Origin of the sequence: Nocardia sp. NPDC049190, from assembly GCF_040648115.1 — a bacterium.
GTDB lineage: Bacteria > Actinomycetota > Actinomycetes > Mycobacteriales > Mycobacteriaceae > Nocardia.
In genome coordinates, this window is sequence record NZ_JBEZDE010000010.1 from 71004 (window position 1) to 84010 (window position 13007).

At 66.5% G+C, this 13007-nt stretch carries 16 protein-coding genes; 9 read left to right on the plus strand and 7 right to left on the minus strand.

What is annotated here, in order from left to right:
- Positions 1-62: 62 nt before the first annotated feature.
- From AB0B25_RS11480 to AB0B25_RS11490, 3 genes are all read left to right on the plus strand, one after another.
- Positions 63-578 (plus strand): hypothetical protein, encoded by a 516-nt coding sequence (locus AB0B25_RS11480; RefSeq protein ID WP_357177156.1) that lies wholly within the window; start codon positions 63-65, stop codon positions 576-578.
- A gap of 91 nt (positions 579-669) precedes the next feature.
- Positions 670-1038: an arsenate reductase family protein gene (locus AB0B25_RS11485; protein ID WP_357177158.1), complete on the plus strand. Its 369-nt coding sequence runs from the start codon at positions 670-672 to the stop codon at positions 1036-1038.
- A gap of 151 nt (positions 1039-1189) precedes the next feature.
- Positions 1190-1870 carry a TIGR00266 family protein gene (locus tag AB0B25_RS11490; protein ID WP_357177160.1) on the plus strand — a complete coding sequence of 227 codons (681 nt, stop codon included), beginning with the start codon at positions 1190-1192 and terminating at the stop codon, positions 1868-1870.
- Here the strand turns inward: AB0B25_RS11490 and AB0B25_RS11495 are convergent, their stop codons facing one another.
- Positions 1871-2476, minus strand: coding sequence for an NUDIX domain-containing protein (locus tag AB0B25_RS11495; protein WP_357177162.1), 606 nt, complete (start codon positions 2474-2476; stop codon positions 1871-1873).
- Positions 2477-2528: 52 nt separating this feature from the next.
- Between AB0B25_RS11495 and AB0B25_RS11500 the strand changes: the two genes are divergently transcribed.
- Positions 2529-2909: a nitroreductase family deazaflavin-dependent oxidoreductase gene (locus AB0B25_RS11500; RefSeq protein ID WP_357177164.1), complete on the plus strand. Its 381-nt coding sequence runs from the start codon at positions 2529-2531 to the stop codon at positions 2907-2909.
- Positions 2910-3040: 131 nt separating this feature from the next.
- Here the strand turns inward: AB0B25_RS11500 and AB0B25_RS11505 are convergent, their stop codons facing one another.
- From AB0B25_RS11505 to AB0B25_RS11530, 6 genes are all read right to left on the minus strand, one after another.
- Entirely contained in the window at positions 3041-3595 is a 555-nt protein-coding gene (locus AB0B25_RS11505; protein ID WP_357177166.1) for an SRPBCC family protein, read from the minus strand.
- A complete protein-coding gene (locus AB0B25_RS11510; protein WP_357177168.1) occupies positions 3592-3906 on the minus strand; it encodes a metalloregulator ArsR/SmtB family transcription factor in 315 nt (104 codons plus the stop codon). The genes AB0B25_RS11505 and AB0B25_RS11510 overlap by 4 nt, the downstream gene beginning before the upstream one ends.
- 180 nt (positions 3907-4086) lie before the next feature.
- Complete coding sequence (locus AB0B25_RS11515; RefSeq protein ID WP_357177170.1) at positions 4087-4884, minus strand: helix-turn-helix domain-containing protein; 798 nt, start codon at positions 4882-4884, stop codon at positions 4087-4089.
- A 265-nt stretch (positions 4885-5149) separates the two neighbouring features.
- Complete coding sequence (locus AB0B25_RS11520) at positions 5150-5437, minus strand: DUF427 domain-containing protein (RefSeq protein ID WP_357177172.1); 288 nt, start codon at positions 5435-5437, stop codon at positions 5150-5152.
- 199 nt (positions 5438-5636) lie between these two features.
- Entirely contained in the window at positions 5637-6209 is a 573-nt protein-coding gene (locus AB0B25_RS11525; protein ID WP_357177174.1) for an NUDIX domain-containing protein, read from the minus strand.
- Positions 6151-7593 (minus strand): DUF418 domain-containing protein, encoded by a 1443-nt coding sequence (locus AB0B25_RS11530; protein WP_357177176.1) that lies wholly within the window; start codon positions 7591-7593, stop codon positions 6151-6153. Before AB0B25_RS11530 ends, AB0B25_RS11525 begins: the two co-directional genes overlap by 59 nt.
- Before the next feature lie 120 nt (positions 7594-7713).
- Here AB0B25_RS11530 and dop point away from each other — a divergent pair, with 120 nt between their 5' ends.
- From dop to pafA, 5 genes are all read left to right on the plus strand, one after another.
- On the plus strand, positions 7714-9213 hold the full coding sequence (gene dop / locus AB0B25_RS11535; RefSeq protein ID WP_357177178.1) for a depupylase/deamidase Dop: 1500 nt from the start codon (positions 7714-7716) through the stop codon (positions 9211-9213).
- 326 nt (positions 9214-9539) lie between these two features.
- A complete protein-coding gene (locus AB0B25_RS11540) occupies positions 9540-9734 on the plus strand; it encodes a ubiquitin-like protein Pup (protein WP_040735645.1) in 195 nt (64 codons plus the stop codon).
- Positions 9731-10585: a proteasome subunit beta gene (gene prcB / locus AB0B25_RS11545; protein WP_357177179.1), complete on the plus strand. Its 855-nt coding sequence runs from the start codon at positions 9731-9733 to the stop codon at positions 10583-10585. The genes AB0B25_RS11540 and prcB overlap by 4 nt, the downstream gene beginning before the upstream one ends.
- 2 nt (positions 10586-10587) lie before the next feature.
- A complete protein-coding gene (prcA, locus tag AB0B25_RS11550; RefSeq protein ID WP_357177181.1) occupies positions 10588-11376 on the plus strand; it encodes a proteasome subunit alpha in 789 nt (262 codons plus the stop codon).
- A 267-nt stretch (positions 11377-11643) separates the two neighbouring features.
- Positions 11644-13002, plus strand: coding sequence for a Pup--protein ligase (gene pafA, locus AB0B25_RS11555; protein ID WP_357068138.1), 1359 nt, complete (start codon positions 11644-11646; stop codon positions 13000-13002).
- Positions 13003-13007 lie beyond the last annotated feature (5 nt).

The following is a 13007-nucleotide window of genomic DNA, read 5'->3' on the forward strand; positions in this document are numbered from 1 at the left end:
GTGACCAGTGTGCGAGCACGGTGGAGGCGGCCATCGCCGGGGCAGGTCGGTATACCGCCGAAGTGGACGACGTCGCGCGCGCCGAGCTGATCGCGACAGCCGACGACCCGATGCCGGCGCCGCGGCTGTATGTTTTCGACCGGGTGGTGGCGGCCGGGCTGACCCGACATCGCGCCGGGGTGGCCGTAACGATCTTCTCACTCGAATTGTTCGACGACGGATTCCGGATCAGGGCGCAGGTGGACTTGGCGCGGGATCATCCGGACTACCGCTCTCCGTTGGAACCCGAAACCTGGGATGACCCACCTGGCCGGACGCGGCATTTCCGCTCGGGTTTTCCGGAGACCGGGATGCGTCTGACCGACGATCGGGGCGGCTCCTACCTTTTCATGGAGTCACGGGCAGACAGCGACGGCGCCAGGATCGTGCTGGACTTCGCGTGCGGTCCTCGTCTCGATCCGTCCTGCCGGGCACTGAATGTGTCTGTGCCGCAACTTCTCTGGCAGGACCCGATCGACCCGATGGCAGGGTTCCTGCTCGATCCGGGGCCGTGGGACTTCACGATCCCGCTGGGATGAGCGGGGCCGACGAGCCGGAATGCCGATCTTTGTGGCGAACGGCTCGACCCAGGGTGGCCCGACAGTCGTTTCGCCCTCGGTATCCTGGTGCATGACCTCTGGGCAGACCGAGATCTGGCACAACCCACGGTGTTCCAAGAGCCGCACCGCGACCGCGTTCCTGGACGACGCGGGCATCGAGTACTCGGTGCGGAAGTACATCGACGAGCCGCCGACCGCCGCTGAGCTTCGCGACGTGCTGCGCAGGCTCGGCGCCGAACCCTGGGACATCGTCCGTACCGGCGAGCGGATCGCCAAGGATCTGGATATGGCGAACTGGGGACGCGCCGCCGCCGACCGGGACCGGTGGGTGGCGGCAATGGTCGAACATCCGACGCTGATCCAGCGCCCGATCGTGCTGACCGCCGACGGTGGCGCGGTCGTCGCGCGCGACGAAGCCGCGTTGCGCACGCTACGGTGACGGCTGCGGCCGGTTCGTCGTGCCGCGTCGACTCCGGTCGGCTGATTTCGTCGCACCGGGGGCGCGGAGGTCGCTGAACTGTCGGCTTGTACCGGAGGTGAATCGGGCCGATCCTCCGGTTCGACACAGGCGGTCGGTAGGGTCGGCGGACATGAAGGTACAACTTCGGCACAATCCTGCTTCGACCATCGCGCGGTGCTTTCTGGCCGGCGGTGAGCCGATGCGGGTCGAGAGTGGCGCCATGGTCGCCCACTCGGCGGGAGTCACGTTGCAGGCCAAGGCCGAGGGCGGCATCCTGGCCGGATTGAAACGGTCGGTGCTGGCCGGTGAATCGTTCTTCGTCTCGACGTTCACGGCGCCGCCACAGGGCGGTTGGGTGGATGTGGCGCCCGCGCTACCCGGCGACATGCTGAACCTGCAGATCAGCCCGGATCGTCCGTTCTTCATCAGCCGCGGCGGCTGGATCGCCAACTCGTACGGCGTACAGGTGGAGAGCAAGTGGGGCGGTTTCGCGAATCTGTTCGGCGGCGAAGGCGGCTTCGGTCTGCGCGCACACGGTGAGGGCGAGATCGTCGTCGGTGTGTTCGGCGCGATCGATGTCATCGACCTGCAGGCGGGCGAGCCCATCACCATCGACACCGGTCACGTGGTGGCCTACGACCTGGCGATGAATTTCACCATCCGCCGCGCGGTGTCGGGCCGATCGATCCAGTCGCTGAAGTCCGGCGAGGGATTCGTCTTCGACTTCACCGGGCCCGGCCGGGTGTTGCTACAGACCCGCAACCCAGGCGCGTTCGCCGCGTGGGCGGGCTCGGTCGTGTCGTCGAGCTGATCACCGTGACGGTGAACCTGGGTTCTTCGGCCGGGGGGCCACCGTGTTGAGGATGTCCGGGATCAGCAGGCGGGTGTCCGGCACAAACGGCCAGTCCGGATCGGCCAGGTGAACTCGCAGTTCGGCCTCGGACCACCACCAGCCGTCGGCGATCTCGTCGGTCTGGTGCCGAATTGGTCCGTCGTAGCGCAGTTCGTATGCGAAAAGGTGACAGCGCATGGGTCTGTCCTGCCAGTCGCCATCCCAGGAGACGCTCGCCAGCAGCCGCAACGGCAGATCGCCCCGGCCGAGCATGATGCCGAGTTCTTCCCCGACTTCGCGGACAGCGGTGTCGCGCGGCGATTCGCCGGGTTCGACCACGCCGCCCGCGAGGCAGTCGTGCATGCCCGCGAAGACCATTTTGGTGTCGGTGCGGCGGTGCACATAGATCCGATCGCCATCCGGTGACCGCACCAGAACGCCGGCGCTGGCATGCCATAGTCCGTCTCGGTAGACCGTGGCCCGGTCGGCCGCGCCGATCGGGTTGCCCTGTCGGTCGTACACCGCGATCGACTCGGCGCCCGACGCGTCGGCGCCCGGTGGCTCACGGTGCGGCGGAAATGGCACAGGTCGAGAGTAACCTGAGCACCGCCCGCCCCCCGGAGAGAGGATCGCCCCGATGGTGCTTCCGCGCGCACTGGCGAATTTCAACCGGCACGTCACCAATCCGACCGCGGGTCTTGTCGCGGGCAGGGCGCCCGGTTTCGGCATCGTGCTGCACAAGGGCCGAAAATCCGGGCGTTCCTACCGCACTCCGGTCATGGTCTCAGTACACGACGGCGACTACCGGATCACCCTTGTCTATGGTCGAAACGCCGACTGGGTCAAGAACATTCGCGCCGCAGGCGGGTTCATACTGGAGACCCGCGGTCGCGTCGTCGAGTTGACCGAGCCGGTGGTACTGCGCGGCGCGTCCGGGATCTGGGCGTCACCGGGTGTTCGCCAGGTGCTCACGGCGATCTCGGCCGACTACTACCTGCAGGCCCGTCGGGTGGACTGAACTGCCGCCGCGGCAGATCTTGGTTCCGCTCCGGTGCGGCGGCATACCGCGCGGCGTGCAGTATGCCGCCGCCTTCTACATGCCGGTGGTGACGGGGACCGGTTCGGTACCGTAACGGGGCGTAGAGCGGTTCATGCGTCGATCGGCGGATCGATCGATTCGATGCCGAGGCGGTCGGAGTACTGCTTGTTGAGTTCGGCCCAACCGTGGTTCATCGCTTCGGCGCCGACGATGGGGCCGATCGGGCTACCCGCCAGCAGCTCCGCGGCTACATCGAGGCAGATGTGCCAGCCTGCCGCCATCATCGCGGCCGTAGCGCGGTCGGCCAGCCAGTGCGTGAGCCGAAGCGTGGTAGCCGCGCCGTGCGGACTGAGGTCCCAGCGCAAGAGGTCGGCACCCCAGGTGAATTCGAGCAGTGTCGGCGGCTCGGCCACGGTCACCTCGCCGGGCGATTCGGTCCGTGCGTCACCGTCGGTCATGATCAGGGTGACCGGTCCTGGGGTGTGCAGCGGCCGATCCGCGGTGTAGGGCGCCCAGTGCCGCAGCTCGTCCGGGTCGGTGAGTGCCGACCATACCGATTCGGGTCGGTGCGGAAACTCCCTGGTGAACACCAGCGCGAACCGTGTGCCATCGCTGACGATATCGACCGGCTGCAACGGACTCGGGTGGTAGTGGCGAGCGGTCATGAGGACTCCTTGTTGTCGAGGTGTCGTCCGAGGGCATCGAGGTGCCGGCTCCACAACCGCAGATAGGGCAGCAGCCAGCCCTCGAGGTGCTGGAACGGTCCCGGCGCCAGCCGGTAGATCCGCTTCTGCGCCACGATTTCGACGGTGACGAACCCTGCCTCCCGCAGCACCTTGAGATGCTTCGAGACCATCGGCTGCGGCAGGTTCAGCTGGTCGACCAGCTCACCGACACTGGCCTGACCGGTGCGCAACCGGTCCAGGATCCTTCGGCGCTGTGGTTCGGCCACCGCCGCGAACGCGTCAACCGTCACGCCGATAATATGCCATATGAGGCATATGCCCGTCAAGGAATATAATATGATCCACGCGTGACGAGGTGGACCTGACCGGACCTACCGTCGGGAATTGTGGTGGCCGGGAACTCTCCCGGCCACCGGCAGCCCTAGGGCCTGGAATGGGAGCCCGCGCCGTGTTTCGCGACAGTGATGCCGTTAGTCGCCCACGGCCCAGTGGGATCTCCCGCTCAGCGCCGAGGGTGGCAGCCCGAACGTGCGTCGGCAGGCGCGGGTCAGGTGAGCGCTGTCGGAGAATCCGGCGGCCACCGCGGCCGCGGTGAGATCGTCGCCCGCACGCACGCGAGTTGTTGCGATGTGCAGCCGCAGCCAGAGGATGTAGGGGCGCAAAGGGATTCCCACCTGTTCGGTGAACAATCGGGTGAGTCTGCTTGCCGAAATGCCCAGCCGGTGTGCGACATCCGAGCCGCGCACCGAGCCGTCCCGGACCAACGCGGGCAGCAGGTGCAGCGCTGCGGTGACGACGGAGTGCCGCTCGCTTGTTTCGGTCTTGCCGTTCTCGGGCAGAAGGTCATCGATGACGGCCGCGACCTGGTCGATCAGATCGCCGTGGGCGGGATCGAACCCGAGCATGTCGGCGCTGCCGATCCATCCGTGCAGGTGAGCCCTTCGATCCGCGGCGGCTCCGGCGGCGATCTCGGGGTCGAGGTAGATGGCGGTGCCGTGTGCGGCGCCCACGTCGATCCGATGTGGCGCGTCGGTCGGAACGATGACGCGGGTGCCGTGCCGCCGGACACCGTTGCCGTCGACCACGACGATGGGGCTGGACGCGGCGATGATCTGCACCGCGTGGTGGGCGTGCAACTGCGTCGGATCGATGGCTTCGGCGAATGCCAGGATCCCGGGCCGCAGCAATGTGGTGCCCGACCACCCCGGCTCCCCGGCGGTTTCGGCATCCTTCGACGTCGGGAAGTCGTTGGTGACCAGAGCCTTCATCGAACACTCCCCGCTGGCGCACGCTCGCTGGATCCTCCGACGAGCCTATCCGTTTCGCCGCCGCTGTAGTCGCGCTTCGCTGATCGCATTCGCTCCACGTTGACGGCGGCCACGGCGCCCTATCCACCGCGGCGAGCATCCCCACGCAGGTCGTCGCCGCACGCGAAAGGCTCGAAGGGAGTCGAACGGCGGTTCGAATGCTTTTCGCAAGCCGCCATATCGGTCCGCTCGAATGGTTAGGCGGTAACGGCCGAGCGGCAGTGGGTCAGTTGTCGGTTACGTCGACGCCGCGCCAGAATGCGACATAGTTTTTGATCTGAGCCGCGTCGGATTTCGGATCGGGGTAGTACCAAGCGGCGTCGACGTTGGATTCGCCGTCGACCACCACGGTGTAATAGCTTGCGGTGCCCTTCCATGGGCAGAGCGTATGAGTGTCGGAGGACTGGAAGAACTCGGTGACCACCGAGTCCGCGGGGAAATAGTGGTTGCCTTCGACAATGATGGTGTCGTCACTGGTCGCGAGGACGCGACCGTGCCAGGTTGCCGTTGTCATCCCTCGATTCTGCCCCAGTCGTGTGAACCGCGAGAGTCCGTAGCGGGCCCCACACCGGGTACCGGTGTCGTGCGACCCGCAGCGGCATCCGCAGCATCGGTGCCGCTGGAGCGCGACGTGGTCGGCCGGGGCCGCGTCAGAAAGCTGCGTCCGACGCTTCGATCGGGTCGACCCGAACGCCTTCAGGCCGCCGGTTCGGTCATTTCGGCAGGTCCGAGGCCCAACCCGGAGGGTCGGGCAGAAGCCCGGCGCCACGGAATTCGACTGCCAACGCGACGATTTCGCTCATGTGGTCACCATCGGTACCTGCCCGTCGCCTCGCTTCCTCGATCGGGAATGTCCGCACTTCCAGGATCTGTTCGCCGTGTTCAGGATTCGTCGGTGCGGAGTCGAGCAGCACGTCCGCCGTACACCAGAGCCACGCCTTGTGCGGATGCGGCTGCCATTCGCGGTGTGGCGCCGGGCGATTGCTGGTGGCGTGATGCGCGCCGAACCATCGGACCGGCCCGACCGGCCGTGCCCCCGCCTCCTCGCGCAGCTCCCTACGGACGCATTCGTCGACGGACTCGCCGCGTTCCCTGGTGCCACCGGGAACCAGCCACACGTTGCGATCATCGCGGCACAACACGATCTCGTCGCCGAGGAAACAGACGACATGGATATTGGTGACCAGTTCGTCGGCTGGGAGGGTGGTGGAGAAACGGACGTCCAGGTCACCCCACGCCCAGTGCGTCGGCGTGTGCAGCAGGGGATACCGGTCGGCGAGCGTCACGGCACAACGGTAGCTGTCGCCGACCGCGACGTTCGCCGCTTCGCGCGGTCGATCGTCGTGCGGCCGGACGGGACAGGTCCGGTAGTGCAGTCCCGTCGCCGCGGACGGACATCACAACAGCGCCGGCCCGAGTGCCGTGGTCGAGGAGGCGGGCGCCGATCGGTCGATGTCGTGACTGTCCGGCCAATGTCCGGTAGCTGACGTGCCACAGCCACTCCACCGGTCCCCGCTCGAACCGACGCAACCACAGGTGCGCCGCGAGGGAGATGATCAGCGCGACGAGCAGGTAGACGCCGAGGGTGAACGGAACGCGGTTGTCGGGCGAGACATGGGCGGCCAGCCCGAAACCCCAGCCGTAGCACAGGATCGATGCCGTGAGGTTCTGCAGGATGTAGCAGCTGAGTGCGGTGCGGCCGATTTCGGTGCAGCGACGCCCGACGAACCCGACCCGGGGGTGTCGTACGTACCATTCGGCGACCACCGACAGCATGCCGAGGGCAACGAACGGGGCGCTGCCGTAGCGGGTGAACAAGATCAGGTCGCCGCCGCCGGCGATGCCGACGGCGAGATCGATCGGCGCCGCGACGCCCAGGCCGACAGTCGTGAGCCGCAGGCGGATTCGCGCGCCCTCCGGCTGGAACAGGCCCGACCGGAACAGTCGGGCACCGGTCAGAAACAGCGCGACCGACAGGGCGAAGACGAAGACCGCCTCCAGGCGAAACAGGCCCGCGTTGGTCAGCCGGAAGTTTGCCAGATCCCAGAGCGAACCGTCCGTGTAGGGATTCGGATTCAGCGGCTGGCGGTGCGCCGGATTCCGTCGCGGCGCAAGCGCCAGGGCGAAGCCGATCAGCGTCAGCATGGTCAGGTGGACGCCCGCCGCCCCGATCAGCCAGCGCAGCTGCGCGCGTTGTCCGGTCCCGAGTATGAACGCGACGACAAGACCGGTTACCGCGTACCCCATCAGAACATCGAACTCGGCGACGAAGACGAAGTTCAGCAGGCCGTCCACGAACAACAGTGCGGCGCGCCACGGATAGCTGCCGGGCCAGCGTCGCCCGGCTCTGGTCGCCGACTGCTGCTGGATGGCGAGCCCGATGCCGAACATGATGGTGAGTAGCCCCAGGAACTTGCCTTGCGTCACCTGCTGGAGCACCCGCTCGGTCCACATCCCTCCGCGGGTCGGTTCGCCGAGCGCGGCGACATAGCCGACCAGCCCCGCCGGGTCGGTGAGAATCCAGATATTGGTGCCCAGCGTGCCGAGGATAGCGACCCCGCGCAGCACGTCGAGAGCGGCCAGCCGGGTGGGGACCGGTGGCGTCGTCGGTTCCGGCGAACAGTGCCGCCCCGTCAGGTCCGATCGACGATCGGCGATCGATTCGGTCATCGTTCGACTATCACGTCGACCTGCGCAGGGACGAGTCCTCCGGAAGTACTACCGCGGTATGACATTGGTCTCCGCCCGTCGCACCGGGTCAGCCCGGGCGCGTCGCCTAGGCTCGACGTCATGCAGCGCATCATCGGAATCGAGGTCGAATACGGCATCTCGACCCCTACCGAGCCGTCGGCCAACCCGATCCTCACTTCTACGCAGGCCGTTCTGGCGTACGCCGCGGCCGAGGGTGTGCCGCGCGCGAAGCGCACCCGGTGGGACTACGAGGTGGAATCTCCACTGCGTGACGCGCGGGGGTTCGACCTGAGCCGGATGAACGGGCCCGCTCCGGTGATCGACGCCGATGAGGTCGGCGCGGCCAATATGATCCTGACCAACGGTGCGCGCCTCTATGTGGATCACGCCCACCCCGAGTATTCCGCGCCCGAGGTCACCGACCCGCTGGATGCGGTGATCTGGGACAAGGCCGGTGAGCGGGTGATGGAGGCCGCCGCGCGGCACGCGTCGAGCGTTCCGGGCGCCCCGCGTCTGCAGCTCTACAAGAACAACGTCGACGGCAAGGGCGCCTCGTACGGCACCCACGAGAACTATCTGATGAGCCGCGACACCCCGTTCAACCAGATCATCGTCGGACTCACGCCGTTCTTCGTGTCCCGCCAGGTGATCACGGGTGCCGGCCGGGTCGGCATCGGCCAGTCCGGCGACAATGCAGGCTTCCAGCTATCCCAGCGTTCCGACTACATCGAGGTCGAGGTCGGTCTGGAGACCACGCTCAAGCGCGGCATCATCAATACCCGCGACGAGCCGCACGCGGACGCGGACAAGTACCGCAGGCTGCACGTCATCATCGGCGACGCCAACCTGGCCGAGATGTCGACGTACCTGAAGGTGGGCACCACCGCCTTGGTGCTCGATCTGATCGAGGCGGGCGAGAACCTGTCCGATCTGCAGCTGGCCCGCCCGGTCACCGCGGTGCACACGATCAGCCACGACCCGACGCTGCGCGCGACCGTCGCGCTCGCCGACGGACGTGAACTCACCGGTCTCGCGCTGCAACGGGTCTACCTGGATCGGGTGGTCAAGTTCATGGATCGCGAGGGCAATGACGACAAGCGCGTCCAGGACATCATCGACAATTGGGCGATGGTGCTCGACCTGCTCGAGCGCGACCCGATGGAGTGCGCGCCGCTGCTGGACTGGCCTGCCAAACTGCGGCTGCTCGAGGGTATGCGCAACCGAGAGGGCCTCGGCTGGGCAGCGCCCAAGTTGCATCTGATGGACCTGCAATACTCCGACGTTCGCCTGGACAAGGGCCTGTACAACCGGCTGGTCGCGCGTGGTTCGATGAAGCGGCTCGTCACCGAGCAGCAGGTCCTCGATGCCATGACCAACCCGCCCACCGACACCCGGGCGTTTTTCCGCGGCGAGTGCCTGCGCCGTTTCGGGGCCGACATCGCCGCTGCGAGCTGGGATTCGGTGATCTTCGATCTGGGCGGCGACTCGCTGGTCCGCATTCCCACGCTGGAACCGCGTCGCGGCACGAAGGCCCACGTCGGCAAGCTGCTCGATGGTGTGGACACCGCCGCTGACCTGGTCCAACAGCTCACGACCTAGCAGGCTGTCGCCCGGCGCACCCGTGTGACGAGGGAACGCGACCTTTCCGCGCTGTTCGTGGCGTGGTTCATGTCCGAGCGACCGAAGCGCGGGTGCCGACGGTGCTGGTCTCGCCTGCTCGGAGTTAGGAAAGGGGTCGCGAACCCACCCTGGCACGGGCGATGCGATCACCTCCGCGAATCGAACACAGAGGCGAATTAGACACAGTTACGCCATGGTGCGGGTGTGGCTGGGTAGTGTTGAAGGACGAGCACGGACATTGCTCATGATCGGGGCCGTGCTCAGATGGGCTCCGGTCATGATGAGGACAGAGGAGGTCGGCTGCGATGGCACAAGAGCAGACCAAGCGCGCCGGGGGTGGCGACGAGGACGATGGCCCGGACGGTGTGGATGCCGCCGGTCAGGAGCGCCGCGAGAAGCTGGCGGAGGATACCGACGACCTGCTCGACGAGATCGATGATGTGCTCGAGGAGAACGCCGAAGACTTCGTCCGAGCGTACGTGCAGAAAGGCGGCCAGTGACAGCAGGTGACCCCTCGCGTCTCCACTTGGGGTACGCCCTCTCTTCCTTCTCCGAATACCTGCGTATGCATGCGCCGGATCTGTTGCCTTCCAACAGCTTCGGGAATGGTGCCGCCGGATCTGCCGGCGGCACTTCCGCGAAGGACATCGCGCCGCACGGCACCACCATCGTCGCGGTCAGCTACCGCGGCGGCGTGCTGATCGCCGGTGACCGGCGCGCCACCCAGGGAAACCTGCTGGCCAGCCGGGACATCGAGAAGGTCTACATCACCGACAGCTACTCCGCGGCCGGTATCGCCGGTACCGCGGGCATGGCGGTGGAGATGGTGCGAATCTTCGCGGTGGAACTGGAACATTACGAGAAGCTCGAGGGCGTGTCGCTGACATTCGACGGCAAGGCGAACAAACTGTCGAAGATGGTGCGCGAGAACCTGCCCGCGGCCTTGCAGGGCCTGGCGGTGGTACCGATGCTGGTCGGCTACGACCTCGGCGCCACCGACCCGGAGAAGGCCGGCCGCATCGTGTCGTTCGATGTGGTGGGTGGCCGGAGTGAGGAACGGTTCGGCTACGCCGCGGTCGGTTCCGGCTCGATGTTCGCGAAGTCCTCGCTGAAGAAGTTGTACGCCAAGGGAATCGATCAGGATCGAGCGCTGCGCATCGCCATCGAGTCGCTGTTCGACGCGGCCGACGACGATACCGCGACGGGTGGTCCGGATCTGCTGCGCAACATTTTCCCGACGGCGATCGTCATCGATGAGGAGGGCGCGGTCGAGGTGACCGAGTCGCGGCTGGCGGAGATCACTCGCGGGATCGTCGCCGATCGTGAGGCCGCCGAAGAAGGGAGCGCCTGAGCATGACACTGCCGTACTACGCGTCGGCCGAGCAGATCATGCGCGACAAGACCGAACTCGCGCGCAAGGGTATCGCCCGGGGTCGCAGTGTCGTGGTGTTGATCTATGACAAGGGCGTGCTGTTCGTCGCCGAGAACCCGTCCGCGACGCTGCACAAGGTGAGTGAGCTCTACGACCGGGTCGGGTTCGCCGCGGTCGGCAAGTACAACGAGTTCGAGAATCTGCGCCGGGGCGGCATCCTGCAGGCGGACATCCGCGGATACCAGTACGACCGCCGCGACGTCACCGGCCGGGCGCTGGCCAACGCCTACGCGCAAACTCTCGGCTCGATCTTCACCGATCAGCTCAAGCCCTATGAGGTGGAGATCTGCGTCGCCGAGGTGGGCTATCCGGAGCAGGCCGCGGCGTCGGTGCTGTACCGGATCACCTTCGACGGGTCGATCGTGGATGAGCGGGAGTTCGTCGTGATGGGCGGTACGACCGAGCCGATCGTCACCGCGCTGAAAGGCTCCTACCAGCCGGGTCTGGACCTGGCCTCGGCGGTCGGTGTCGCGGTACGCGCGCTGCAGGCGCGCGCGCCGGAAGGCGCGGAGAAGGAGAAGCGGGTGCTCGACGTGAGCTCGCTCGAGGTTGCCACGTTGGAGCAGGCCCGGCCGCGCCGGGCGTTCCGGCGCATCACCAATACCGTGCTCGAGCGGTTGCTGAGCCCGGCCGAGGCGGCAGGCAAACCGAAGTCGAAGAAGAACGAGAAGAACGAGGAATCCGCGGCGGACGACGCGAAGTCGGAGTAAGCCGCGGGGCGGAGGGGTTCCACGGCGGCGGGAAGGGCGCATCGACGGCGCTGTGTCCCCGCCGCCGTGCCGTCGCGGTCGGTGGCGGGGTCCGGATGTCTGGTCGGACGTGTGCATCCTGTCCGTGACAGCACGAGTTCTTTCCGCGACAGCACGGGTTCGACCGGGCAAATTCCGGCAAAGCGGACCAAATCGTTGTAAAGAAGTAGGCATCCGGGTTGTTCGGTGCACCACGCAAGTCCAGCACATGGCTGTACTGTCGATAGTGTGCAGCGACGAATTATGGGGATCGAGACCGAGTTCGGTGTGACATGCACCTTCCACGGTCACCGTCGGCTGTCCCCCGACGAGGTAGCCCGGTATCTGTTCCGCCGGGTAGTGTCCTGGGGCCGTAGCTCGAACGTGTTCCTTCGCAACGGTGCTCGGCTCTACCTCGATGTCGGGTCGCACCCGGAGTACGCGACCGCGGAATGCGACAACCTGGCGCAGTTGGTGACCCACGACCGAGCGGGCGAGCGGGTCCTCGAGGAGTTGCTGATCGACGCCGAGCAGCGTCTTGCCGAAGAGGGCATCGGCGGCGACATCTACCTGTTCAAGAACAACACCGACTCCGCGGGCAACTCCTACGGCTGCCACGAGAATTTCCTCGTGGTCCGGGCGGGCGAGTTCTCCCGGATCTCGGACGTGCTGCTGCCGTTCCTGGTGACCCGTCAGCTGATCTGTGGCGCAGGCAAGGTTCTACAGACGCCGAAGGCCGCGACTTTCTGCCTGTCGCAGCGTGCCGAACACATCTGGGAGGGCGTCTCCTCGGCGACCACCCGCTCGCGCCCGATCATCAACACCCGCGATGAACCGCACGCGGACGCGGAGAAGTACCGCCGCCTGCATGTGATCGTCGGCGACTCCAATATGTCCGAGACCACCACCATGCTCAAGGTCGGCACGGCCGCTCTGGTGCTGGAGATGATCGAGGCAGGTGTCTCATTCCGCGATTTCGCCTTGGATAACCCGATCCGCGCGATCCGTGAAGTCAGTCACGACATGACCGGGCGCCGTCCGGTGCGCCTGGCGGGTGGGCGACAGGCCAGCGCGCTGGAGATTCAGCGCGAGTACTACGCCAGGGCCGTGGAGCATCTGCGCAACCGGGACCGCGATCCCCAGATCGATCAGGTGGTCGACCTGTGGGGCCGCACCCTGGACGCGGTCGAGGCGCAGGACTTCGCCAAGGTCGACACCGAGATCGACTGGGTGATCAAGCGCAAGCTGTTCCAGCGCTATCAGGACCGCTACGGGATGGAATTGTCCGATCCGAAGATCGCTCAGCTCGATCTCGCCTATCACGACATCAAGCGCGGTCGTGGCGTCTTCGATCTGCTGCAGCGCAAGGGCCTGGCCAAACGGGTCACCGAGGACGAGGCGGTGGACGCCGCGGTGGACATTCCACCGCAGACCACTCGCGCCAAACTGCGTGGCGACTTCATCACCGCCGCGCAGGAGGCGGGCCGTGACTTCACGGTCGACTGGGTGCACCTGAAGCTCAATGATCAGGCGCAACGCACCGTACTGTGCAAGGATCCGTTCCGCTCGGTCGACGAGCGCGTGGAACGTCTCATCGCGTCGATGTGAGTGGG